The sequence below is a fragment of the Streptomyces graminilatus genome (genome assembly GCF_001418565.1).
Classification (GTDB): Bacteria; Actinomycetota; Actinomycetes; order Streptomycetales; family Streptomycetaceae; genus Streptomyces; species Streptomyces graminilatus.
Window position 1 is genome coordinate 1 of record NZ_LIQQ01000044.1, and the last position, 23494, is coordinate 23494.

Annotated in this window: 23 protein-coding genes; 2 read left to right on the forward strand and 21 right to left on the reverse strand. The window is 70.5% G+C overall.

The features are described from left to right. Positions 1 to 154: 154 nt before the first annotated feature. The 15 genes from AOK08_RS05255 to proS all read right to left on the reverse strand — a co-directional run bounded on the left by AOK08_RS05255 (position 155) and on the right by proS (position 12084). Positions 155 to 1780, reverse strand: coding sequence for a YifB family Mg chelatase-like AAA ATPase (locus AOK08_RS05255; protein ID WP_055524107.1), 1626 nt, complete (start codon positions 1778 to 1780; stop codon positions 155 to 157). Then, positions 1780 to 2187, reverse strand: a complete 408-nt coding sequence (locus AOK08_RS05260; protein ID WP_055524109.1) for a YraN family protein — start codon at positions 2185 to 2187, stop codon at positions 1780 to 1782. Before AOK08_RS05260 ends, AOK08_RS05255 begins: the two co-directional genes overlap by 1 nt. Positions 2188 to 2294: 107 nt before the next feature. After that, positions 2295 to 2603, reverse strand: coding sequence for a DUF2469 domain-containing protein (locus tag AOK08_RS05265; protein WP_003965949.1), 309 nt, complete (start codon positions 2601 to 2603; stop codon positions 2295 to 2297). Between the two features lie 55 nt (positions 2604 to 2658). Continuing rightward, a complete protein-coding gene (locus tag AOK08_RS05270; protein ID WP_055524111.1) occupies positions 2659 to 3183 on the reverse strand; it encodes an NUDIX hydrolase in 525 nt (174 codons plus the stop codon). Then, entirely contained in the window at positions 3173 to 3919 is a 747-nt protein-coding gene (gene lepB / locus AOK08_RS05275; RefSeq protein WP_055524113.1) for a signal peptidase I, read from the reverse strand. Before lepB (AOK08_RS05275) ends, AOK08_RS05270 begins: the two co-directional genes overlap by 11 nt. A 90-nt stretch (positions 3920 to 4009) precedes the next feature. Then, entirely contained in the window at positions 4010 to 5032 is a 1023-nt protein-coding gene (gene lepB, locus AOK08_RS05280) for a signal peptidase I (RefSeq protein ID WP_241826842.1), read from the reverse strand. After that, on the reverse strand, positions 4923 to 6008 hold the full coding sequence (gene lepB, locus AOK08_RS05285; RefSeq protein ID WP_055524115.1) for a signal peptidase I: 1086 nt from the start codon (positions 6006 to 6008) through the stop codon (positions 4923 to 4925). Before lepB (AOK08_RS05285) ends, lepB (AOK08_RS05280) begins: the two co-directional genes overlap by 110 nt. Beyond that, positions 6001 to 6717, reverse strand: a complete 717-nt coding sequence (lepB, locus tag AOK08_RS05290; protein ID WP_055524116.1) for a signal peptidase I — start codon at positions 6715 to 6717, stop codon at positions 6001 to 6003. Before lepB (AOK08_RS05290) ends, lepB (AOK08_RS05285) begins: the two co-directional genes overlap by 8 nt. A gap of 60 nt (positions 6718 to 6777) precedes the next feature. Continuing rightward, the gene (gene rplS / locus AOK08_RS05295) at positions 6778 to 7128 is read right to left on the reverse strand and encodes a 50S ribosomal protein L19 (RefSeq protein WP_046258836.1); all 351 of its coding nucleotides are present in this window, start codon (positions 7126 to 7128) and stop codon (positions 6778 to 6780) included. A gap of 133 nt (positions 7129 to 7261) precedes the next feature. Continuing rightward, positions 7262 to 8083 (reverse strand): tRNA (guanosine(37)-N1)-methyltransferase TrmD, encoded by an 822-nt coding sequence (trmD, locus tag AOK08_RS05300; protein WP_055524118.1) that lies wholly within the window; start codon positions 8081 to 8083, stop codon positions 7262 to 7264. Beyond that, a complete protein-coding gene (rimM, locus tag AOK08_RS05305) occupies positions 8083 to 8625 on the reverse strand; it encodes a ribosome maturation factor RimM (RefSeq protein ID WP_055524120.1) in 543 nt (180 codons plus the stop codon). The genes trmD and rimM overlap by 1 nt, the downstream gene beginning before the upstream one ends. Before the next feature lie 106 nt (positions 8626 to 8731). Next, positions 8732 to 8971, reverse strand: coding sequence for an RNA-binding protein (locus AOK08_RS05310; RefSeq protein ID WP_055524122.1), 240 nt, complete (start codon positions 8969 to 8971; stop codon positions 8732 to 8734). Positions 8972 to 8973: 2 nt separating this feature from the next. Further along, a complete protein-coding gene (rpsP, locus tag AOK08_RS05315) occupies positions 8974 to 9399 on the reverse strand; it encodes a 30S ribosomal protein S16 (protein ID WP_055524124.1) in 426 nt (141 codons plus the stop codon). A 415-nt stretch (positions 9400 to 9814) separates the two neighbouring features. Then, positions 9815 to 10417, reverse strand: coding sequence for a hypothetical protein (locus AOK08_RS05320; RefSeq protein WP_055524126.1), 603 nt, complete (start codon positions 10415 to 10417; stop codon positions 9815 to 9817). A gap of 251 nt (positions 10418 to 10668) precedes the next feature. Beyond that, entirely contained in the window at positions 10669 to 12084 is a 1416-nt protein-coding gene (proS, locus tag AOK08_RS05325; RefSeq protein ID WP_055524127.1) for a proline--tRNA ligase, read from the reverse strand. A gap of 201 nt (positions 12085 to 12285) precedes the next feature. On the opposite strand from proS, the gene AOK08_RS05330 reads away from it, so the two are divergent. Next, positions 12286 to 13134 carry an SAM-dependent methyltransferase gene (locus tag AOK08_RS05330; protein ID WP_079053843.1) on the forward strand — a complete coding sequence of 283 codons (849 nt, stop codon included), beginning with the start codon at positions 12286 to 12288 and terminating at the stop codon, positions 13132 to 13134. A 136-nt stretch (positions 13135 to 13270) separates the two neighbouring features. On the opposite strand, the gene ffh is transcribed toward AOK08_RS05330, so the two are convergent. From ffh to nsdA, 5 genes are all read right to left on the reverse strand, one after another. Then, a complete protein-coding gene (ffh, locus tag AOK08_RS05335) occupies positions 13271 to 14830 on the reverse strand; it encodes a signal recognition particle protein (RefSeq protein WP_055524131.1) in 1560 nt (519 codons plus the stop codon). 118 nt (positions 14831 to 14948) lie between these two features. Then, positions 14949 to 17453: a [protein-PII] uridylyltransferase gene (locus AOK08_RS05340; protein ID WP_055524133.1), complete on the reverse strand. Its 2505-nt coding sequence runs from the start codon at positions 17451 to 17453 to the stop codon at positions 14949 to 14951. A 28-nt stretch (positions 17454 to 17481) separates the two neighbouring features. Then, on the reverse strand, positions 17482 to 17820 hold the full coding sequence (locus AOK08_RS05345; RefSeq protein WP_053739772.1) for a P-II family nitrogen regulator: 339 nt from the start codon (positions 17818 to 17820) through the stop codon (positions 17482 to 17484). After that, positions 17817 to 19157 (reverse strand): ammonium transporter, encoded by a 1341-nt coding sequence (locus AOK08_RS05350; RefSeq protein ID WP_055524136.1) that lies wholly within the window; start codon positions 19155 to 19157, stop codon positions 17817 to 17819. The genes AOK08_RS05345 and AOK08_RS05350 overlap by 4 nt, the downstream gene beginning before the upstream one ends. A 311-nt stretch (positions 19158 to 19468) precedes the next feature. Continuing rightward, on the reverse strand, positions 19469 to 20944 hold the full coding sequence (nsdA, locus tag AOK08_RS05355) for a transcriptional repressor NsdA (RefSeq protein WP_055524137.1): 1476 nt from the start codon (positions 20942 to 20944) through the stop codon (positions 19469 to 19471). A 457-nt stretch (positions 20945 to 21401) separates the two neighbouring features. On the opposite strand from nsdA, the gene AOK08_RS05360 reads away from it, so the two are divergent. Then, complete coding sequence (locus AOK08_RS05360) at positions 21402 to 22064, forward strand: bifunctional DNA primase/polymerase (protein ID WP_055524139.1); 663 nt, start codon at positions 21402 to 21404, stop codon at positions 22062 to 22064. A 129-nt stretch (positions 22065 to 22193) separates the two neighbouring features. Here AOK08_RS05360 and ftsY read toward each other — a convergent pair whose 3' ends face one another. Beyond that, positions 22194 to 23396: a signal recognition particle-docking protein FtsY gene (ftsY, locus tag AOK08_RS05365; protein ID WP_055524141.1), complete on the reverse strand. Its 1203-nt coding sequence runs from the start codon at positions 23394 to 23396 to the stop codon at positions 22194 to 22196. Positions 23397 to 23494: the final 98 nt, after the last annotated feature.

Below are 23494 nucleotides of genomic sequence, written 5' to 3' on the forward strand. Positions count from 1 at the left end.
CCCATGGGCACCCCGCACGCCACTCCCCCGCACAACCGCAGCACCAGGACCGCACCTGTCACACCGGGGCAGTCACGACCAGCCGCCCAGCTCACCGCCAACCTCAGCCACGCCTTCACCTTCACCCTCGCCCTCACCCTCGCCCGCACCCCCGTCACGTCAGCGCCCCGATCGCCATCGGCACCCCGCGCGGCACCCCGGTGCGCAGTTGCAGCGCCAGGGAGACGTCTGTGGCGCCGGGCCGGTCGTGGCCGACGAGGTCCGCGACGGTCCAGGCGACCCGCAGGACGCGGTCGATCCCGCGCGCGGTGAGCACGCCGCGTTCCAGATTCCGTTCGGCCTCCTCCATGGCGCCGGGCACCGCGTGCCAGCGACTGCGCAGCTCGCGACCCGGCACCTCGCTGTTGGTCCGCCACGGGGTGCCGTCGAGCCGCGCCGCCGCCCGCTCCCGGGCCGCCCGCACCCGTGCGGCGACCGTCGCCGTGGACTCGCCCCGTGCCCCGCTCCCGACGAGCTGGGAGCGTGTGACCCGGTCCACCTCGACCCTCAGGTCGACCCGGTCGAGCAGCGGCCCGGAGAGCCTGGCCTGGTAGCGCCGGATCACGGAGGGCGAGCACTCGCAGAGGCTGTCCCGCTGGGAGAAACGCCCGCAGGGGCACGGATTGGCCGCGAGGACCATAAGGAACCTGGCCGGGAACCGCACCACCCCGGCGCTGCGCGCGATCACCACATGCCCGGCTTCCAGGGGCTGGCGCAGGGCGTCCAGCGCCCGGCTGGCGAACTCCGGGGTCTCGTCCAGGAAGAGGATTCCGCGATGGGCGAGCGAGACCGCTCCGGGGCGTGCCACGCCCTGTCCGCCGCCGACGAGCGCCTGCATGGTGGCCGAGTGGTGCGGGGCGCAGTACGGCGCCGTGTCGATCAGCGGCTTGCCCGGCGGCAGCAGACCGGCGACCGAGTGCACGGCGGTGACCTCCAGCGACTCCTCCCTGGTGAGCCGGGGCAGGACGGCGGGCAGCCGTTCGGCGAGCATCGTCTTGCCGGCTCCTGGCGGGCCCTCCAGGAAGACGTGGTGGCCGCCGGCCGCGGCCACCTCCATCGCCGTGCGCGCCGAGTGCTGGCCCACCACGTCGGCCAGGTCGTGACCGTTGTCGTAACCGGCGGCGCCCATGCCGCGCATGCCCGTGGCCGCTCCGGTGCCCGGCATCCGCAGGCCCGCCATGAGCGGGTCCGGGCGGCCGTGCTCGTCCGGTTCCTCCTCGGGTACGGGCTCGTCGGTGAGGACGGCGATCAGTTGCCGCAGGCTGCGCACGCCGAGCACCGACACCCCGGGGACCAGCGCGGCCTCGGCGGCGGCGCACTCGGGGACGACCACCTGTTCGTAGCCCGAGTCGGCCGCCGCCAGCACCGCGGGCAGGATGCCCCGCACGGGCCGCACCCGGCCGTCGAGGCCCAGCTCGCCGATCATCACGATGTCGGCGAGGACCCGGGGATCGATCCGCTCGGCGGCCCCGAGCACGGCCGCCGCGACGGCGAGATCGAAACCGCTGCCGCTCTTGGGCACGGACGCCGGACTGAGCCCCACCGTGAGCTTCTTCTGCGGCCAGGCGGCCCCCGAGTTGACGACCGCGGCCCTGACCCTGTCCTTGCTCTCCGTCAGGCTCTTGTCGGGCAGTCCCACCAGGGTGAACGCGGCGACGCCGGGTTCGAGGTCCGCCTGGACCTCGACGACCACGCCCTCTACACCCACCAGTGCCACCGAACACGTACGGGCGAATCCCATCACGCCACCCCCCGCGCGTGTTCCACCACGGGCGCGCCGCGCTCGGGCAGCAGAACGCCGACCAGGTCGATGCGGACGCCGCCGGGTGGCGCTCCCCCGTGTTCCTGGACCCATCGCTCGGCGAGGCCCCGCAGCCGCTGCGCCTTGGCCGGTGTGAGGGCCGCCATCGGGTGCTGGAAGGCCCCCGCCGGGCCGGCCGCCCGGCGGGTCTTGACCTCGCAGACGACGAGCGCGTCGCCGTCCCTGGCCACGATGTCGATCTCGCCGGTCCGGCCCGCGCGCCAGTTGCGGTCCAGGACCGTCATCCCGGCCTCGGCCAGCCGCCGTGCGGCCAGTGCCTCGCCGTACCTGCCCAGTGCGCCGCGTTGTCCGTCGCGCTGTCCGTCGCGCGTGTTCGTGCTGCTCATGTCGGCACCACCTCCGGCGCCAACGATGAGTGCAGTTCAGCGAGCTATTGGATCTTGGTGGACAACCTCGGCATTGTGGACAACTCCGTCACCCACACGAGTGCGGATCAGCCGCCCGGGAGCTCCAGATCACTCTTGTTCAGCTCCTCGATGTTCACGTCCTTGAACGTGAGCACCCGTACCTGCTTCACGAACCGGGCCGGCCGGTACATGTCCCACACCCAGGCGTCCGCCATGGACACCTCGAAGAACACCTCGCCCTGGACCGAGTGCACCTGCATCTCGTAGTCGTTGGTGAGGTAGAAGCGCCGTTCGGTCTCGATCACATATTTGAACAGACCGACGACATCGCGGTACTCCCGGTAGAGCTTCAGCTCCATCTCGGTCTCGTACTTTTCGAGGTCCTCGGCGCTCATGGCATGTTCCCCTTCAGCCGTGCGTCCCACCATTGTGCGCCAGTACCGCGAGCCACTAGACGATTTCCGTGTCGAGGGTCTCGGGCATGGCCGGGGGACCTTCGTCGAGCACCTTGCGCAGGAGCTCGGCGAGTCTGGTCGGATACACCGTCTCATGTGCCCGGGTCAGTTCCTGGCACGTCCACCAACGCGCTCCGGCGACAGTGCGCCGTTCCAGCTCCGTGAGACCCGTGGCCCGGGTCTCCGTCCGGTCCGTACGGGCCAGGTAGTACCACTCGTCCTGGTCCCAGCGGCGCCCCGCGAACGGGAAGGAGCACCTGCGGCGCCAGAGCACCGGACCGAGTTCGACCTCGGTGATGCCGGTCTCCTCCGCGAGTTCCCGCAGCGCGGCCTCCTCGCGCGTCTCCTGGCCCTCCAGACCGCCACCGGGGGTGAACCACCAGTCGTCGGCCGGATCGTCCGGCTCGTGCCCGTGCAGCAGCAGGATCCGGTCCCGTGGATCGAGGAGCACGAGCCGCGACACCTTGCGCACACCGCCGGCGTACGAGTCGTCCGCGGCGTCCGCCGGCTCAGCGGGCACCGGCGGGCTCCGCCACCTTGGCACCGCGCCGCTTCGCCGCCCGCTCGGCGATCGACCCGTAGGCGCCACCGCCCAGGACGAGCACCCCGCCCACCACGATCGCGGCGGTGAGCATCCGCAGCGGGCCCGGCGCGGACAGGGCCCCCAGCGGCTCGAAGCCCGTGGGACGGGCCAGCATGCCGTTCATGGGCCACACCACGGCGTCGACGCGGGCGTCCACCCCGCTGCGCTGCACCGTGCCGTTGAAGGCCTCCGTGAGGTGGGCCGTGGAGTCCAGGGACCCGGTGCGCTCGTCGCCGAGCACGAACAGGCGCCCCTCGGGGACCTTGACCGAGGGGATCCCGGTCAGCTCGGCGGCCTGGCCCTTGCGCAGGTAGGGCTCCTGGATCCGCTTGCCGTTGACGACGAGCCTGCCGTCCGTGCAGCAGGAGACCGTGTCCCCGCCCACCGCCACGACCCGCTTGACCAGGGGCATGTCGCCCCAGCTCGCCTGCCTGAAGACCACGACGTCACCGCGCCTGATCTCGCCGCCGTCGATCCGCTGGGCCAGCACCCGGTCACCGGCCACGATGGTGGGCGACATCGAGTCGGTCGGCACGGTGTACGGCCGGTAGACGACCGCGCCCCAGGCGAAACCGCCGAGGAAGAGCACACAGCCGAGGGCCATGGCCAGTCCCGACAGCTTGCTGCCGAGCCGCCCACGGCCCTCGTCCGTACGTGTCGTCGTGCTGCTCATCCCAGTGTTCCCCCAGCTCGGAGAAGCGATCCCCATGGCCCCGGCGCCACTTGGCCGGGCCACGGGAGATCGGCTGTCTGGGACGGCACCCTACCCGTCGGTACCCGACCCCGGAACTCCGGAGTTTCCGGCGGTAACGGGAGCATTCGTACGACCGGTCACACGGCGCCTGCGCCACAGGACCAGCGGGACGGCGCCCGCGAGGCCCAGCGCGCCCGGAGCGACGGCGGCGCTCAGGTTCTGGTCGAACGTGTCGGGAATCGGCAGCGTGTCCCAGCGGGTGGGCGGCCAGGCGACCACGATCGCGCGGCCGACGACGTTGCCCACGGGGACGAAGCCCCCGTTCTTGTCCTCCTGGTGGTACCGGGAGTCCAGCGAGTTCTGCCGGTGGTCACCCATGACCCAGATTTTGCCCTTGGGTACCGTGACCTTGAACTGGCCGCCCTGGTCGTCGACGGTGCACGGGGTGTTGCCCGCGTACACGTAGGGCTCGTCGAGAGCCTTGCCGTTGACCTTCAGCGGGCCCGTGCCCTTGCACTCGACGGTGTCGCCGCCGACGCCGATGACGCGCTTGATGAGGTCCTTCTCGTTGGCGGACGGCATCAGGCCGATCCAGCCGAGGACCCGCTGCACGGGGTTCGGTTCGACGGTCGGCTCACCGGCCAGCCAGTCGGCGGGGTCGTGGAAGACGACGACCTCGCCGCGCTCGGGCTCGGAGCCGAACCACGGCGTGAGCTTGTCGACCAGGACCCGGTCACCCTGCTCCAGCGTGTGCTGCATGGAGTCCGAGGGGATCGAGAACGCCTGGACCAGGAAGGTCTTGATCAGCAGCGCGAGCACCAGCGCGATGCCGATGAGCAGCGGCAACTCCCGCCAGAAGGAGCGCTGCTTGCGGGGCCTGCGGCCGGGCTCGCCGAAGTTCTCCGCCGTGTCGTCCCCGGAGTTCCCGCCGCCCGTCCCGGAGGGCTCGAAGCCGCCCTCCTGGGCCCCCGGGGCCCCGGAGTCACCCGCTGCGGGGACTGCGCCCTCCACGGCCGGTGGAACCCGGTCCTCGGGGCGCTGTTCGTCGGGGCCGTCCTGTCCGGACCGCGCGCCGACCGCCAAATCCCCCACATCCACTCCTCACTCCGAACCACCGCCCGCGCCGGATGCGACGCAGGCCCACCACTCCCATAACGAGCGGGAGTTCCGCAGGGGTCGGGAGCGGGATCGATCCATACCGATCCGCGGGAGCCACCCTATGCGACGAGCCGAGGGCCGTGGCCGACCCACCCGGCACCGAGGAGAACGTGTCCGGCTCCTCCAACTGGGTCCAGTGACCGAACGGCCAGGCGATGACCATGGCCCGGCCCACGACGGAATTCAGCGAGACGGTGCCGCCGTACCCCTCGGAGCGGTGGTAGCGGGAGTCCGCGGAGTTGGCCCGGTGATCGCCCATCACGAACAGGCGCCCCTCGGGAACCTTCACCTCGAAGGCGAACGACGACGGCTTGTTGCCGGGGTGGATGTAGTTGGTCTCGTTGAGCGGCATGCCGTTGACGGTCACGCGGCCCTGGGCGTCGCAGCACTTGACGGTGTCGCCGCCGACCGCGACGACCCGTTTGATGAGGTCCTTCTCGTTGTCCGAGGGCAGCAGGCCGATGAAGGTGAGCCCCTGCTTGACCTGCTTGACGACGATGGGATCCGCGCCCTTCGCGGTGGACGGCTCGTCGTCGAGCCAGCCGCCGGGGTCCTTGAAGACGACGACGTCACCGCGCTGGGGCTTGGAGCCGAACCAGGGGGTGAACTTGTCCACGAGGACACGGTCGCCGATCTGGATCGTGTTCTCCATGGAGCCCGACGGGATCACGAACGCCTGCACGAGGAACGTCTTCAGGACCAGCGCTATGAGGACCGCGACGCCCACCAGGAGGGGTATCTCCTTGACCGCCGAACGCCGTCTGCGCCGCTTGACCTTGCGCTGGAGCTTGCGCCGCTCCGCCCGGCCCGGCCTGGCGGCGGCACCGGAGGCCCGACGCGACCCGGTGGGCAGCAGCTGTTCGGCGACGGTGCTGGGCGGCGTCCCGCGCGGCTTGCCTCGGTTACCCATGGACACCGTCCGCGGCGGGCACACGCGCGTACACGTCGGGCCGGTCCAGACGCGTCCAGTGCGCGCTGGGCCAGGCGATCCAGTCGGCCCGGCCGATCACCCTGCCGACGGGGATCATGCCGCCGCCGGGTGACCCCAGATGGTCACGGGAGTCGCTGGAGTCGCTGCGGTGGTCCCCCAGAACGAAAAGGGTGCCCGCGGGCACCACCACGTCGAAGGACACCGTGGACGGGCTGTCACCGGGGTAAAGGAACGTCGACTCGTCGACCGACCGGCCGTTCACCTCGATTCTCCCCTCCTTGTCGCAGCAGACCACATGGTCTGCCCCCACACCCACAACGCGCTTGATGTAGTCGGCGTGCCCGAAGTAGCCCGTCCCGTCGAACACGACGACATCACCGCGCTGTGGCTCGGCACCGAAACGGTACGCGAACTTATTTACGAGAACGCGGTCCCCGATCCTCAATCCCCGCTCCATCGACCGGCTGGGAATTTCGAACGGCTGGATGACGAACCTGCTGCAGAGGAGCGGCAGGAGCAGGCAGACCAGCACGGTCAGGGTGACCCGTCCGCCCGGGAGCCACTCGGCCGCGCGGGCCACCAACGAGAAACGCGACCGTCCCTCCGGCCCCTCGGTGTCCGAGTTCTCCTCGGATCGAACTGGGCGGGAGGAGCGGTCGCGCTCCGTCGGCTGTGCTTCGGTGTCCATCGGGGCAGGATGTTATCCGGCCCCGATGTGAGCCCTATGAGTACCGGGCTCGGCGAAGGCTCAGTTGTCGCGCTTCTCCTTGATCTTCGCGGCCTTGCCGCGCAGCTCACGGAGGTAGTACAGCTTGGCGCGACGCACGTCACCACGCGTGACCAGCTCGATCTTCTCGACGATCGGGGTGTGCACCGGGAAGGTGCGCTCCACGCCGACGGAGAACGAGACCTTGCGGACCGTGAAGGTCTCACGGACACCGGCGCCCTGGCGGCGGATGACTACGCCCTTGAACTGCTGCACACGGGAGCGGTTGCCCTCGATGACGCGGACGTGGACGTTGACGGTGTCACCCGGGCGGAAGGCCGGGATGTCGGTCCGCAGCGACGCGGAGTCGACGGAGTCGAGCAGGTGAGACATTTCGTCTGCTTTCTTCGCTGATGCCACAGGTCATCAACGGGAGCTTGATTTACGGAGGAATGCTGTCCGTGCCTGGGCGGGCGTCGTGTCCCCCCGTGGCAGGGGCGCACGCCGGACGACGCACAACAGCGACCTATTCTTCCACGCCCTCTGGCCTGCGCCAAAATCGGCCGTCGGCGGACGGCGCCCACCCCATGATGGAGAGCGTCTCGCGGTCCTTCTTGCCGAAGGCCGACGCGTCGGTCTGTTCGATCAGGTCGGGCCGGTTGGCCGCCGTACGCCGCAGCGCCTCGTCCCGGCGCCAGCGCGCGATCTTCACATGGTGGCCGCTGAGCAGCACGTCCGGGATCTCCCGGCCGCGCCACTGGGGCGGCTTCGTGTAGACGGGGCCCTCCAGGAGGTTGGCCATGGCGCCCGGCGCGAAGGAGTCGTCCTGGTGCGACTCGGCGTTGCCGAGCACCCCGGGCAGCAGCCGCGCCACGGCCTCCGTGATCACCAGTACGGCCGCCTCGCCGCCGGCGAGCACATAGTCGCCGATGGACACCTCGTACACCGGCATCCGCGTGGCGTACTCGTCGATGACACGCCGGTCGATGCCCTCGTAACGCGCGGGCGTGAAGACCAGCCAGGGCCGCTCGGACAGTTCGACGGCCAGCGCCTGGGTGAAGGGCCGGCCACTGGGCGTGGGCACGACCAGCGCGGGTGTCCCGGACCCGGTCTCGTACCCGTCGGCCAGGACGTCATCCAGCGCGTCGCCCCAGGGGTCGGTCTTCATGACCATCCCCGGGCCGCCGCCGTAGGGCGTGTCGTCGACCTTGTTGTGGCGGTCGTACGTCCAGTCCCGGAGATCACGCACGTGCACATCGAGCTGTCCACGCGCGCGTGCCTTGCCGACGAGCGAGACGTTCAAGGGTTCGAGGTACTCGGGAAAGATGGTGACGACGTCGAGGCGCATTACGACTCTTCCCTCGACGAGACGATTTCCGCCCGGTCGTCGATCAGGCCCGGCGGCGGGTCGATGACCGCCCGCTGCTCCTCCAGGTCGATCTCCACGACGATCTCCTGGACGAACGGGACGTACACCTCGCTGCCGTCGGGGCGCTCCACGACGAACAGGTCCTGGGAGGGCAGGTGCGAGATCTCGGTGATGCGCCCGACCTCGGTGCCGTCGACCAGGACCACGTCCAGGTCCATCAACTGGTGGTCGTAGTACTCGTCCTCGCCCTCGGGCAGTTCCTCGGGGTCGACGTCGGCGATCAGCAGGATGTTGCGCAGGGCCTCGGCGCCGGTCCGGTCGCGTACGCCCTCGAAACGCAGCAGGAGCCTGCCGCTGTGCACGCGGCCGGTCTCGATGGTCAGCGGGCCCGCCGTGGCCGGGTCGGTGGCCAGCACGGCACCGGGACCGAGCCGCAGCTCCGGCTCGTCGGTACGTACCTCGACGGTGACCTCGCCCTTGATGCCGTGGGCGCGGCCCACGCGCGCGACTACGAGCTGCACTTTCTGGAATCTCCTGTCGTGTGCCTACGGCATTGCTGCGCAGACGACTACGGGCCGGGGACGGCCCAAATGGCCCTCCCCGGCCCGAGCCGGTGCTACGTGGTGATCAGCGAACCTGGTCCACGTCGACGAGGTCGACACGGACACCGCGTCCGCCGATGGCACCCACGACGGTTCGCAGGGCACGCGCGGTGCGGCCGTTGCGGCCGATCACCTTGCCGAGGTCGTCGGGGTGGACCCTGACCTCGAGAACGCGCCCACGACGCAGCTCGCGCGAGGCGACCTGCACTTCGTCGGGGTTGTCGACGATGCCCTTCACGAGGTGCTCAAGAGCCTCCTCAAGCATGCTCAGGCCTCGGTCGGCGCAGCCGCAGAGGACTCGGCCGCGTCATCCTTCTTCTCGGCCTTCTTCTTCTGGGTGATGGCCTCACCCTTGCCGTCGTTGTCGCTGCCCAGGGCCTCGAACAACGGACGGGAGGGCTTCGGGGCGGCCACGAGCAGCGGAGCCGGGGCGGGCAGGCCCTTGAACTTCTGCCAGTCGCCGGTCAGCTTGAGGATGGCGAGAACCGGCTCGGTCGGCTGCGCGCCGACACCCAGCCAGTACTGCGCACGCTCGGTGTCGACCTCGATGCGCGAGGGGTTCTGCACCGGGTGGTACAGGCCGATCTCCTCGATGGCCCGGCCGTCACGGCGGGTACGGGAGTCGGCGACGACGATGCGGTAGTGAGGCGAACGGATCTTGCCCAGACGCTTCAGCTTGATCTTGACTGCCACGGGAGTGGGTTCTCCTGGAATTGACGTGGTTGGGCACGGCGAGATTGCCGCGTGGGGTTGCGGTACCCGAGTGCCCGATGGACGCGTCAGCCGGAGGCGAGAGGGTTCCTGTGCGGCTGTCGAGTACAGCTGGCCATTCTGCCACACCCCGCGGGTTGCCCGGACCGGTGGGTGTGCGCGGCCATGACTGAGGGGCACCCCCGCGCCAGGGTGGCGTGCGGGTCGTTCGCGCAGCCCGGCGCCCGTCGGGGTGCCGCTGCGCCCACCCGTGCCGCCCCAGCGGCACGACTGTCCGCAGCTACGCGTGCGCGGCTGCCGACAGGCGGGCGGTCGCGGCACCCCGACGGACGTCTCCCCACGTGTTCATCCGGCACCCACGAGATGCCGGGTTCGATCACGCGAAGGGAACCGGGGCTCAGGCCGCGCCCGCGCCCACGATCTCCGGGATCCGGAACGGCTTGCCGCAGCCGCCGCACACGATCGGGGCCTGCGCCAGCACCGACGGAACGACGCGCACGTTGCGACCGCAGTCGCAGACGGCCTTCACGCGCACCCCTCCCCCGGACGAGCCGTGACGCGCGGCCGGACCGCGGAACGAGCGGGTCGTGTCGGAGGTGGTGGCGACCGTGTGCGCCTTCAGGGCGCGCTGGAGCCGCTCCATGGTGGGGCGGTAGCGGCGCTTGGCCTCGGGGTTGAGCGTGACCAGCGAGAAACCACTGCTGGGGTGCGGTTCCTCGGGGTGGTCCAGGCCCAGCTCCTCGGCGATCGCGAGGAATCTGCGGTTGTGGTACCGGCCGGCCCGGGAGGTGTCGCGGACTCCACGGGCGGCGGCGATGCCATGGACTGCCTCATGCAGCAGTCGCTCGAAGGAGAGCGCGTGCCCGCAGGCGGACGACGACTCTCCGATCAGGGACTCGGGCGCGGCAAGATCGGGCAGCTCGGGGTGGTACCGCTGAATGTCGGCCCACGCCTGCGCCAGTTCTGCGGCGAGTACAGGTGGTGTCTGTGTCGTGCTCACGTAATGACAACGAGCCTGAGTGCCGCTGTGTTCCGATTCCGGGCCATCCCAAATAATTTGCACGTACCCGTCAGTTGCCGCTGATGCGTCCTGACGAGGGCGGGTGCGCTGATCTGCGGAGAAGCCTCACAGCTCGTACCAAGCCGGTGCGTAGCCCCACGTACGACCCGGCGCGTAGACATCGTCCGCGCGCCGGGACATCTGCGACCGTCCGGTGCGCAAGAGGCGTTTCGGCCGCTCTCGCGGCTGCCTCAGTAGGCGCGGGCGACCACGGCGACGTTACCGGGTGCGTCGTCGGCGTCTGGGACCGACCCGTCCTCGGCGACCAGACACCGTACGGTCACCGCGTGCTCCCCGAGCCTGGCCTCGCCCTTCTCGCCGAGCACCGCCCAGGGGACACGCGCCCAGCCGCCGGCGGTCGCCGCCTCGACGGCCTCCTCGAACGTCGACACGTCCGCCGTACGGGCCTCCCGGCGCTCGCGCGACTGCGCCAGCAGCAGCGCCTGGTCCTCTTCGAGGACGGTGGGCAGCAGCCCTGCGAGGGTGTCGAGGGCCACCGGTTCCTTGCTGCCCGGGATACGGCGGACGAGCGTCGCCGTGCCGCTCTCCAGGTCACGGGGGCCGAGCTCGACGCGTACGGGTACGCCCTTCAGCTCCCAGTCGACGGCGCGGCGGCCGAAGGGCACGTCCGTGCGGTCGTCCACATGGACGCGTACGCCCGCCGCCTTCAGCCGGTCGCCCGTCTCGCGGACCTTGGCCAGAACCGCTTCGTCGCCCTTGACCGCGAGGACCACGGCCTGGATCGCGGCGAGGCGCGGCGGCACCCGCAGACCGTCGTCGTCACCGTGCGCCATCACCAGGGCGCCGATCATGCGGGTCGTCGAGCCCCAGGACGTCTGCCAGACGAGTTCCCGCCGGCCCTCCTTCGACAGATAGCTCGTGTTGAACGCCTTGGCGAAGTTCTGCCCCAGCTCGTGACTGGTGGCCATCTGGAGGGCCTTGCCGTCGCCCATCATGCCTTCGAGCGTGAGGGTGTTGATGGCGCCCGCGAAGCGCTCCTTCACCGTCTTGCGGCCGGGAACGGTGTCCATCGCAAGGACGTTCACCATGAAGTCCTCGTAGACGTCGCGGTGGATGTGCGCGGCGAAGTCGCGGGCCTCCTCCTGGGTGGCGTGCGCGGTGTGGCCCTCCTGCCACAGGAACTCCGACGTACGGAGGAAGAGCCGGGTGCGCAGTTCCCAACGCACCACGTTCGCCCACTGGTTGATCAGCAGGGGCAGATCGCGGTAGCTCTGCACCCACTTCGAGAAGTACTCGTTGATGATCATCTCGGAGGTGGGGCGCACCACCACGGGCTCGTCGAGTTCCTTGCCGCCGCCGTGCGTGACCACGGCCAGCTCCGGCGCGAAGCCCTCGACGTGCTCGGCCTCCCTGGCGAAGTACGACTGCGGGATCAGCAGGGGGAAGTAGGCGTTCTGCGCGCCCGTCTCCTTGATCCGCGTGTCCATCTCGGCCTGCATCCGCTCCCACAGCCCGTACCCGTACGGCCGGATGACCATGGTGCCCCGCACCGGACCGTTGTCGGCCAACTCGGCCTTGCCGACCAGATCCTGGTACCAGCGAGGGAAGTCGACTGCCTGCGGTGTGAGCACGGGTGCCTTTGCCATGGCGCGATGCTACGGGCCCACGTTGCCGGCATGTGAATTCTTTTCGCGAACGCGGCGAGCGCACAACCTGGGCCCGACCGGCCCCTGGACGGCGGGTCGAACGCGGAGTTACCTGGCATACGGGGGAAGTGCGATCGCGCACTGCGCGGGGGCCACCTAATCGGGAACAGCGACAACTCTCGGCGGATTGGGGCGCTTTCGATGACACCTACGCTCGTGCGGCAGCACCTGCCTCACGCGGGTCCGGCAACCCGGGTGGATCCGTGCACACGCGCGCGTGACTGGTCGGAGATCCAGGAGCGCATGTTCGTACCGCTCTACGAGTCCGTCTACGAGCGGCTGGAAGTGGGCGCCGGCACCCGGCTGCTCGGCCTCGGCTGCGGCTCTGGCCTGGCCCTGCTGATGGCGGCCCGGGCAGGCGCCGCTGTCACCGGCGTCGAGTCGTCGTCACCGCACCGGCTGAGCCTCGCGCGGGAACGTCTCCTGCCGGAAGCTGCGCCCACGCGCGCGCGTGCCGGCACCCGCCTCATGGCGAGCCTCCCCGAGGCGACGGACTCCCCCGCGTACAACCTGGTCACCGCGTTCGAGCCGATCGGCTGCCGGGCGGGCGACTCCGAGGAACTGGGCCGGACGCTCGCGGCGGCGGCGCCTTCGGTCGTCCGGGGATCGCCGGTGGTGCTGGTGGGCTGGGGGCCGCCGGAGCGCTGCGACACCTCGGCCGTGCTGCGGGTCGCCGCCCGGCTCACCGATCCGCCGCACGTCACGGGCGGCTGGCGCCCCGCACTCCGCGACGACCTGGAACGGGTCGCCCAGCGGGCGGGCCTGCGCCCGGACGGCTCCGGGCGGGTGGCCTGCCCGTTCGGGTACGCGGACCTGGGCAGCGCCGTACGGGGGCTGCTGTCGACGGGGCTGTTCGACGCGGCTGTCACGGCGACGAGCCAGGAGCAGGTGGACAAGGAGCTCGCGGAGGCACTGCACCCGCACCAGCGGCGGGACGGCACGATCTGGATGCCGAACATCTTCCGGTACCTCATCGCCCGGACGGTCTGAGGCGGCTCAGGTCCCCGACGGCACAAGGTTGCATGTGCGGCCGTTAAGGGCACGCCCCGGAACGCGCGCAGGGCGCCCCTGCGGCGAGGGGCGCCCTGAACGACGTACGAGCTTCCTGGATCAGCCGAACAGCCAATCAGCCCATGAACTTCTTGAACTCGTCCGGCAGCTCGAAGTCCTGGCCGCCCTGCTGGCCCGGCAGACCGAACGCGCCGCCCGGAGCGCCCTGGGCACCGGCGGCCTTCCGCGCGGCCTCCTCCTGCTCCTGCTGCCTGCGCTTCATCGGGTTGCCTGAGCGCTGCTTGCCCTTGGCCTGCTTGGGCTGCTTCTTGGAGCGGCCCGGCCCGCCACCCATGCCCGGCATCCCGGGCATCCCCGGCATGCCGCCGCCCTGGGCCATGCGGGACATCATCTTGCGGGCCTCGAAGAACCGCTCGACCAGGCCCTTGACCGCGCTGACCTCGACACCGGAACCCTTGGCGATACGGGCGCGGCGCGAGCCGTTGATGATCGTCGGCTCCTGGCGCTCGGCCGGGGTCATCGACTTGATGATGGCCGCCGTACGGTCCACATCGCGCTCGTCGAGGTTGTTGATCTGGTCCTTGATCTGACCCATGCCGGGCAGCATCCCGAGCAGCTTGCTGATGCTGCCCATCTTCCTGACCTGCTCCATCTGGGACAGGAAGTCGTCCAGGGTGAAGTCCTGGCCCTTCTTGGACGCCAGTTTGGAGGCCATTTTCTCGGCCTCTTCCTGACTGAACGTCTTCTCCGCCTGCTCGATCAGGGTGAGCAGGTCACCCATGTCGAGAATGCGGGAGGCCATCCGGACAGGGTGGAACGCGTCGAAGTCGTCGAGCTTCTCGCCGTTCGACGCGAACATGATCGGCTTGCCGGTCACCGAGGCGATGGAGAGCGCGGCACCACCGCGGGCGTCACCGTCGAGCTTCGACAGGACGACACCGTCGAACCCGACGCCGTCCCGGAAGGCCTCGGCCGTGTTGACGGCGTCCTGGCCGATCATCGCGTCGACGACGAAAAGGATCTCGTCGGGCGAGACGGCGTCGCGGATGTCCGCGGCCTGCTGCATCAGCTCGGCGTCGATACCGAGGCGGCCGGCGGTGTCCACGATGACGATGTCGTGGACCTTGGTCTTCGCGAACTCCATGGAGTCCTTGGCGACCTTGACCGGGTCACCGACCCCGTTGCCCGGCTCGGGCGCGTAGACCGCGACTCCGGCGCGCTCGGCGACGACGCTGAGCTGGTTGACGGCGTTGGGGCGCTGGAGGTCGGCGGCGACGAGGAGGGGCGAGTGCCCCTGGTCCTTGAGCCACTTGCCGAGCTTGCCCGCGAGGGTGGTCTTACCGGCACCCTGGAGACCGGCCAGCATGATGACGGTGGGCGGGTTCTTGGCGAAGCGGAGACGGCGGGTCTCGCCGCCGAGGATCTGGACGAGTTCGTCATTGACGATCTTGATGATCTGCTGAGCCGGGTTGAGGGCCTTGGACACCTCGGCCCCGAGGGCGCGCTCCTTGACGTTCTTGATGAACGTACGGACGACGGGCAGGGCCACGTCGGCTTCGAGGAGCGCGATACGAATCTCGCGGGCCGTGGCGTCGATGTCGGCTTCGGACAGCCTCCCCTTGCCACGCAGGTTCTTGAAAGTCGCTGAGAGGCGATCGGAGAGAGTATCGAACACGGCGGCGTCGGTCCTCGGAGTAGGGGGCAGTGGGCTGTTCTCCAGGGTATCCGGCCCTGCAAGCAATTCGTCCCCGCCCGCTGATTCGGCGGGCGGGGACGGGGATCCCGCGTCGGGGTCACCCCCGCAGCATCTCCTCCAGCTTCCGCGCCACCGCGGACGCCTCGGCCCCCGGCAGAGGCGCGCCCCCGGCGTTGGTCACATAAAAAGCGTCCACCGCATTCGACCCGAGCGTGCTGACGTGCATGCTCCGCACCCGCACCCGCGCGTCCTCCAGCGCCCGCCCGATCCGGTGCAGCAGCCCCGGGGCGTCCTGCGCCCGGACCTCGATCACCGTGGCCAGGCGGGACGCCGTCGGATGTACGGTCACCCGGGCCGCCGGTGCCAGGACGCCCCGGCGGCGCGGGTAGGCCGCGTCGCGTTCGGCGAGGCGGCCGGTGATGTCCAGGGAGCCGTCCAGGGCCCGTACGAGGTCGGCGCGGAGGCGGGCCGCCTGGGGCAGGGAGCCGTACTCGGCGGCGACGCGCCAGTCGAGGAGCAGGACCGCGCCCTCGACGCCGTCGGGGAGGTCCAGCGCGCGCAGTTCCGCCGTACGGACGGTCAGGCGGTGCATCGCGAGGACACCGGCGACGGCGGGCAGGACGCCCGGCTGGTCGGGTACGGCGATCAGCAGCTCCACGCCGAGCGGCTCGGGATCCCCGGAGGGCTCCTCCTCCGCCGACGCCTCGGCCGGGGGTTCCGTCTGGGCGCGCAGCGACAGCACCGGGCCGCCTGTTCGGAACGCCTCGATGGCGAGCCGTTCCTGTTCGGCGGTGGGCGCGGCGGCCTCGGGTTCCTCGGGGGCGTCCCCGGAGAGCACGGCGGCGACGCGTTTCACCAGGTCGGCGACGAGTGAACCGCGCCAGGACGACCAGGCGGCCGGGCCTGTCGCCAGCGCGTCGGACTCGGTGAGCGCGTGCAGCAGTTCGAGCGTGCTCTGCGTGCCGACGGCCTCGGCGACCGCTCGTACGGTGGCCGGATCCTCCAGGTCACGCCGGGTGGCGGTGTCGACGAGGAGCAGATGGTGCCGTACGAGAGTGGCCAGTACCGCCACGTCCGCGCGGTCGAAGCCGATGCGGGCAGCGACGTCCTTGGCGATGATCTCGCCCGCGACGGAGTGGTCGCCGGGCCAGCCCTTGCCGATGTCGTGGAGCAGCGCGGAGACGAGGAGGAGGTCGGGGCGGCTGACCCGGCGGGTGAACTCGGAGGCGCGGACCGCCGTTTCGATCAGGTGGCGGTCGACCGTCCAGATGTGGACGGCGTTGCGCTGCGGGCGGCAGCGGACCCGTTCCCAGTCGGGGAGGAGGTGGGTGATCAGGCCCTCGGCCTCCAGCGCCTCCCAGACGTCGATGGTCGGGCGGCCGGAGCCCAGCAGCGTGACCAGTTGTTCGCGGGCTTCCGCCGGCCACGGGGTGGGCAGCGGGCGGGCCGCCGCCGCCATGCGGCGGACCGCGTGCAGGGAGAGCGGTAGGCCCGCCTGGGCGGCCGCGGCGGCGGCGCGCAGCGGGAGTACGGGGTCGCGGTCGGGGCGCGCGGCGCGGGCGAGGACCACCTCGCCGTCCTGTTCCACGACGCCCTCCGCCAAGGGGGAACGTTCCGCCACCGGCTTGCCGCCACCCAGCATGGCGCGCAGGCGCGGGCGTACGGCGCGTGACCGCAGTACGCGCCCCACCTCGCGCCAGGTCACGTCACTGGCGTACGAGACGACGCGGGCGGCCTCGTACACCTGGCGCAGGAGGGTGTCGGCGTCGAGGAGGCCGAGCTCGGCGGCCACCTGGTCCTGTTCCTGGAGGGCGAGGCGGTCGGTGGCGCGGCCGGTGGCGAGGTGGAGGGCGTCACGGACGTCCAGCAGGCGGCGGCGCGCCTCGGCGAGGCCCTCGCGGGGGGCGTCGGCCAGCCAGGATGCGGCGACGGCGCGCAGGGCGGTGGCGTCGCGCAGACCGCCGCGGGCCTCCTTGAGGTCGGGTTCGAGGAGGTACTGCAGCTCGCCCTGGCGTTCGGCCCGTTCGGCGCAGAGTTCCTGGAGTTCGGGCAGGCGTTTGGGGGCCTGGTTGCGCCAGTCGGCGAGGACGGCGGTGCGCAGGCCGGCGGTGAGGCCGAGGTCTCCGGCCAGGTGGCGGGCGTCCAGCAGGCCGAGCTGCACCTTGAGGTCCTCGCCCGACACCTTGCGGGCCTCGGCCGGGGTGCGGACGGAGTGGTCGAGGGCGAGGCCCAGGTCCCAGACCGGGTACCAGAGGCGGTCGGCGAGGGCCGCGACGCCGGCGGAGTCGCTCCCGTCGTGCAGGAGGAGCAGGTCCAGGTCGCTGCGTGGGGAGAGCTCGCCCCTGCCGTAGCCGCCGACGGCGACCAGGGAGACACCGCGCGGGCCCTGCGCTCCCGGTACTCCCTGTACTCCCTGTGCTGCTTGCAGTGCTTCGGCCGCGGCCGTGAACAGGCCGGTCAGCCAGTCGTCGGTCAGTTCGGACAGGGCCGCACGGCGCGGCGGCCCGGCCGACGCCCCCTCAGTGAGGAGGCGCAGCCGGGCCGCCGCATAGCCGCTGGGTCCCGAGTCCTCTGCATCCTTACGCACGTCCGTACTCGTCACCCAGCGACTCCTGTTCGTCTTTGCTGCCTCAGAGCGCGTCCGGGCCGCGCTCGCCGGTCCGGACCCGGACGGCGGTCTCGACCGGGACGGACCACACCTTGCCGTCACCGATCTTGCCTGTCCGGGCCGCCTTGACGATGACGTCGATCAGACCCTCGGCGTCGTCGTCCTCGGCGAGGACCTCGATACGGATCTTGGGAACCAGGTCGACCGTGTACTCGGCGCCCCGGTAGACCTCGGTGTGGCCCCGCTGACGACCGTAGCCGCTCGCCTCGGTGACCGTCAGGCCGTGGACCCCGAATGCCTGGAGGGCTTCCTTGATCTCGTCGAGCCGGTGGGGCTTCACAACGGCGGTGATGAGCTTCATGCGTCCACCTTCTTGCTCGCGCTCCCGACTGCGGCCGGGACGGTCGTACGGGCCGCGCCGCCGCCGGCGCCGCTGAAGTCGTATGCGGTCTCGGCGTGCTCGGCCTGGTCGATGCCGGCGATCTCGTCGTCCTCGGGGACGCGCATACCGATCGTCTTGTCGAGGAGGAAGGCGAGGATCGCGGAGGCGATCAGGGAGTAGGCGAGGACGGCGAAGACACCCGCGCACTGCTTCCAGAACTGGTCGAGGCCGCCGCCGTAGAAGAGGCCCTTGACGTCCGACTGGCCCTTGCCACTGGCGAAGAGGCCGATCAGCAGGGAGCCGAGGATACCGCCGACCATGTGGACGCCGACGACGTCCAGGGAGTCGTCGTAACCGAACTTGTACTTGAGGCCGACGGCCATGGCGCACAGCAGACCGGCGATGGCGCCGATCGCGATGGCGCCGACCGGGGTGATCGCACCGCCCGAGGGAGTGATGGCGACCAGACCCGCGACCGCGCCGGAGGCCGCGCCCAGCGTGGTGAACGCGCCGTGGCGGATCTTCTCGTAGACGAGCCAGGCGAGCATCGCGGCGGCGGTGGCGACCTGCGTGTTGACGAACATCAGCGTGCCGACGCCGTCGTCGTTGCCCAGCCACGAGCCGGCGTTGAAGCCGAACCAGCCGAACCACAGGAGACCGGCGCCCAGCATGACCAGCGGGAGGCTGTGCGGGCGCATCGGGTCCTTCTTGAAGCCGACCCGCTTGCCGATGACCAGGATCACACCGAGTGCCGCGGCACCCGCGTTGATGTGGACCGCCGTACCACCGGCGAAGTCGATGACGCCCAGGTCGAACGCCCAGCCGCCCTCGCCCCATACCCAGTGGGCGACGGGGAAGTACACGACCGTGGCCCACAGGGCGACGAACAGCGCCCAGGCCGAGAACTTGACGCGGTCCGCGAGGGCACCGCTGATCAGGGCCGGAGTGATGATCGCGAACATGAGCTGGAAGACCATGAACGCGAGAACCGGGATGTTGTACGTGCCCCAGAGGGCGCCCTTGTCGATGCCGCTGAGGCCGACGAAGTCCGACGTCCAGCCGATGAGGCTGCCCTTGTCGGTGCCGAACGCGAAGGAGAAGCCGTACAGCACCCACAGAATGGTGACGATGCCCATGCTGATGAAGCTCATCATCAGCATGTTCAGGGTGCTCTTGACGCGGACCATACCTCCGTAGAAGAAGGCGAGTCCGGGGGTCATGAGCAACACCAGGGCTGAACAGATCAGCATGAACCCGGTGTTCGCGGCCGAGAGTTTGGGTGCCTCTGCGGCTAGCGTGATGGCGGCTGATGCCATCGGCGTCTCCTCGTCAATTGGTACGGCCCCGTGCGGGCGAAGCCTGAGCGGAATAGAGGGGTGGGCCGGTTATGCGCCAGACATTGACGCAGCGCCGTTTCGATGGAAGCCCCTCGATGTTTCGCCGCAGTGACGAAGGTGCCTTGTGTGTTACGGGTCGATGAACTGCCGGATGTCGGCCGCGCCGATCGTTATCGTGGCGCAACCTTCGCCCGTGGACGTGAGCCGGCCGCGGCCTGCCTTCCGGTGACCTGGCGGGGGAGCCGAGTCGGGCTGTCGGGAAGGCCTGCCGCGGCCGGGGTTCTGGGGGTTCAGACCGCCTCGGCGGTCTCGGGCAGATCGATCGCGAGCTGGTCGGTCAGGTCCACGACCTCGGCGAGGTCACCGAAGTCGCGTACGGCCGTGTCGACGGTTTTTCGGATACGAGTGTTGACTCGTTCCGAGCGCACCTTCCTGGCGATTTCCATGGCCTCCATGGCCAGCACGGCGGATCGCTCGGGCTCCCGTTGCAGCAGATGGACCGTGGCCATGCCGATCAGATTCAGCGCGTACGACCGCTGGTGCTCGGTGTCCTGTGCGAACAGATCGACGGCTTTCCGCATCAGCGGTTCGGCGAGGGAGGCGTAGGTGGGGCTGCGGCCGGCGACATAGGCCAGGTCACGGAAGGAGTGGGAGTTCTCGCCGTAGAGCTCGGCCTGGGAGAAGAAGCGGATCCAGTCGGGATCGGGCTCGTCCCAATCGTGTACGTCCGCGAATGTGTCCTCGGCCATCCGCACGGCCCGCTTGCACTTTCCGGGTTGCCCCATATTGGCGTACGCGCGTGCCTCCATCGCATACAGCATGGCCTGGGTGCGGGGGCTCGCGCAGTCACGGCTGCCGTACTGCGCGAGGTGGATCAGTTCGAGGGCGTCGTCCGGCCGGCCGAGGTGGATCATCTGGCGGCTCATGGACGACAGGACGTACGAACCGAGGGGCTTGTCGCCGGCCTCCTTGGCCGCGTGCAGGGCCAGCACGAAGTACTTCTGGGCGGTCGGCTGGAGCCCCACGTCGTACGACATCCAGCCGGCGAGTTCGGCCAGCTCGGCGGCGACCTTGAACAGCTTGCGGGTGGTGGACTCGGGCTGGGGCTCCTGGAGGAGGTCGGTCACCTCGTGGAGCTGTCCGACGACCGCCTTGCGGCGCAGGCCCCCGCCGCACTGCGCGTCCCACTGCCGGAACATCGCGGTGGTGGACTCCAGCAGTTCCAGCTCGGGCTTGGAGAGGCGGCCGGCCCGGCGCGCGGCGGCCGGGTGCTCGGGCTCCTCGGGCGGGGCGGGGGGCACCGGGACGAGCCAGCGCTGCATGGGCTCGATGAGGGTGGGGCCGGCCGAGAGGGACAGCGCGGTCCCGAGGAATCCGCGCCGCGCCAGCATCAGGTCGCTGCGGGAGAACTCGCTGAGCAGGGCCACGGTCTGCGGTGCCGTCCAGGGCAGGTCGACGCCGGACGCGGACGGCGACTGCCGGGCGGCGCGCAGGCCCAGGTCCTCGACGGAGACGACACAGCCGAACCGCTCGGAGAACAGTTCGGACAGGATGCGCGGGATCGGCTCGCGCGGGTTCTCCCCGTCGAGCCAGCGCCGGACCCGCGAGGTGTCCGTGGAAATATGGTTGGCGCCCAACTGGCGTGCCCGGCGGTTCACTTGGCGCGCCAGCTCGCCCTTGGACCAGCCACTGCGCACGAACCACGAGCCGAGCAGCTCGTTCGGGCGTTTGTCAGCGCCCGTCGCGCTTCCGCCGTTGCCGCCCACTGGAACGCCCCCATTCCTGAGACCACTTGCCGCCGAGTGCGCCAAGCCCTATCAGAATGCCGGTAAATAGGCTCCGCGTCCGACGGTTCTCACTCTTCGAACGGGAAGCCGACTTGCCTCCGGCATACCCATGAGCGCATGTGCCCCCAGGCCTCGTGCACTCAAAGTAATCCTACGATCACGGCCCTGGCCACGAGGATCCAAGAAACGCCACCATTCGCCACCCCTTCGAATGAACTCACGAGTGCCCACACGGGATTCACTTGACAGTGGACGGCCGGGAGTGAGCGGAGCGATGCACGGGAGGGCGCGCGCCGCCGAGCGCACTACCCACGGCACTTCCGGGCGCCGACCGGATCGGGTGAGGGCGGGCGGGGGTGATGGGCAGTTGGAAACTCAGGGTTACGCTCTGGTCGCAGTTCGTAACCATCGGCGCTTCGGACCCGTTGGAGGGGGCATGGGCTTCACGATCGGCAGCAGCCGGGCTATCCGCGAGATCCGACCGGGCACACGCCGCCGCGGCCGGTCGTCCGAGTGCACCGCCGTGGCCGAGTACACCGGCCTCTGGGGCTGGGACGTGGTCGCCGGTGCCCGCGCGGCGGGCGGCGCCTGCTCCTGCGGCCTGACCGCCTGCCCCGCGCCGGGCGCCCACCCCCTGGACTTCGCGCCCCGGATCCCGGCCGGCGCCACGCTCGACGAGGTCACCGACACCTGGGGCCAGTTCCCCGGCGCCTCGGTCATGCTCCCGGTGGGCCGCGCCTTCGACGTGATCGAGGTGGCCGAAGCGGCCGGCCGCCGCGCCCTGGTCCGGCTGGAGCGCATGGGCCTCCCCCTCGGCCCGGTCACCGCCACCCCCGAGGGCCGCGCCCAGTTCTTCGTCGCCCCCGGCGCCGCCGCCGAACTCCCCCAGCTCCTCTACCGCACGGGCTGGGACGACGCGACCCTCGACCTGCACGGCCTCGGCTCCGGTACGTATCTCACGGCGCCCCCCTCCGACCGCGCCGGCCTGGGCCCGGTCACCTGGCTGCGCCCGCCCGCCCTGGACACGGCGACGAGGCCTCCGGCGGCCAGGCTGCTGCTGGGCACGCTGGCCTACGTGGCGCACCGCTCGCGGGCGTAACCCGGACCGTACGGCGGCCATAAGGCAAGGCGCCCGTTCCCCACTGCACCTGGGGGACGGGCGCCTTTTCTCGCACCTGGGAGTCTTCCCTCCGCGAGACAGCTGCCTACTAAATCTCGGAGGTCGCTGTCACTCTCCGATAAGAGCGTCAACGAACGCCTCCGGCTCGAACGGAGCCAGGTCGTCGGCCCCCTCGCCGAGCCCGATCAGCTTCACCGGCACACCCAGCTCACGCTGGACGGCGATGACGATGCCGCCCTTGGCGGTGCCGTCGAGCTTGGTGAGCACGATGCCGGTGATCTCGACGACCTCGGCGAAGACACGGGCCTGGACGAGCCCGTTCTGCCCGGTCGTCGCGTCGAGCACGAGCAGCACCTCGTCCAGCGGGGCGTGCTTCTCGACGACGCGCTTGACCTTGCCGAGCTCGTCCATGAGCCCGGTCTTGGTGTGCAGGCGCCCGGCGGTGTCGATCAGTACGACGTCCGCGCCGGCCTCGATGCCCTCCTTGACGGCGTCGAAGGCGATCGACGCGGGGTCACCGCCCTCGGGACCGCGCACGGTACGCGCCCCGACCCGGTCGCCCCAGGTCTGGAGCTGGTCGGCGGCGGCGGCCCGGAAGGTGTCGGCGGCGCCGAGGACGACGTTCTTCCCGTCGGCGACGAGCACACGCGCGAGCTTGCCGGTGGTGGTGGTCTTGCCGGTGCCGTTGACGCCGACGACCATCACGATGCCCGGGGTGTCGAGGGGCGAGTCGGTGTTCACCGCGCGGTCGAACCCGGGTTCGAGGATCGTGAGCAGCTCCTCGCGCAGCAGACCGCGCAGCTCGTCCGGTGTCCGGGTGCCGAGCACCTTCACGCGCTCGCGCAGCCGCTCGACCAGCTCCTGGGTGGACTGGACGCCGACGTCGGCGGTGAGGAGGGTGTCCTCGATCTCCTCCCAGGTGTCGTCGTCGAGGTGCTCGCGCGCGAGGAGCGCGAGCAGCCCCTTGCCGAGCGCGTTCTGCGACCGGGAGAGCCGGGCGCGCAGCCGGACCAGCCGGCCGGCGGTGGGCTCCGGGATCTCGATCTCGGGGAGGGCGGGAGGCTCCTCGACGGCGACGGACGTGCCGTCCGCGGCCCCGGGAAGATCCACTTCCTCTATCGTGCGGCGCGGTTCGTCGCGCGGCGTCTCGGCCTCGTCGCCGACGTGCGGCTCGGCCGGAGGGGCGGTGAGGTCGGGTGTCGTGGGGGGTGCCGGGGGCAGCGGCTTCTTCCTGCGGCTGCCGACGACGAGCCCACCGAGCACACCGAGCACGACCACGGCGATGACTACAGCAAGGATGACGGTTTCCATAACGCTCCCAGTATCGGCCATGGCCCCTGGAGAGGCCCAGATTGTGGTTTCCTCCAAAGAACATATGCGTCAGGAGGTCACTACTCGGACTAAAGTAC

Coding starts and splice junctions, on each gene's coding strand:
- AOK08_RS05330 (WP_079053843.1), top strand. CDS start 12,286: ATGACACCTACGCTCGTGCGGCAGCACCTGCCTCACGCGGGTCCGGCA.
- AOK08_RS05260 (WP_055524109.1), bottom strand. CDS start 2,187: ATGAGCAGCACGAACACGCGCGACGGACAGCGCGACGGACAACGCGGC.
- lepB (WP_055524116.1), bottom strand. CDS start 6,717: ATGGACACCGAAGCACAGCCGACGGAGCGCGACCGCTCCTCCCGCCCA.
- trmD (WP_055524118.1), bottom strand. CDS start 8,083: ATGCGCCTCGACGTCGTCACCATCTTTCCCGAGTACCTCGAACCCTTG.
- AOK08_RS05265 (WP_003965949.1), bottom strand. CDS start 2,603: ATGAGCGCCGAGGACCTCGAAAAGTACGAGACCGAGATGGAGCTGAAG.
- AOK08_RS05350 (WP_055524136.1), bottom strand. CDS start 19,157: ATGGCATCAGCCGCCATCACGCTAGCCGCAGAGGCACCCAAACTCTCG.
- lepB (WP_055524113.1), bottom strand. CDS start 3,919: ATGAGCAGCACGACGACACGTACGGACGAGGGCCGTGGGCGGCTCGGC.
- AOK08_RS05360 (WP_055524139.1), top strand. CDS start 21,402: ATGGGCTTCACGATCGGCAGCAGCCGGGCTATCCGCGAGATCCGACCG.
- rplS (WP_046258836.1), bottom strand. CDS start 7,128: ATGTCTCACCTGCTCGACTCCGTCGACTCCGCGTCGCTGCGGACCGAC.
- AOK08_RS05345 (WP_053739772.1), bottom strand. CDS start 17,820: ATGAAGCTCATCACCGCCGTTGTGAAGCCCCACCGGCTCGACGAGATC.
- ftsY (WP_055524141.1), bottom strand. CDS start 23,396: ATGGAAACCGTCATCCTTGCTGTAGTCATCGCCGTGGTCGTGCTCGGT.
- AOK08_RS05255 (WP_055524107.1), bottom strand. CDS start 1,780: ATGGGATTCGCCCGTACGTGTTCGGTGGCACTGGTGGGTGTAGAGGGC.
- AOK08_RS05310 (WP_055524122.1), bottom strand. CDS start 8,971: ATGCTTGAGGAGGCTCTTGAGCACCTCGTGAAGGGCATCGTCGACAAC.
- proS (WP_055524127.1), bottom strand. CDS start 12,084: ATGGCAAAGGCACCCGTGCTCACACCGCAGGCAGTCGACTTCCCTCGC.
- lepB (WP_055524115.1), bottom strand. CDS start 6,008: ATGGGTAACCGAGGCAAGCCGCGCGGGACGCCGCCCAGCACCGTCGCC.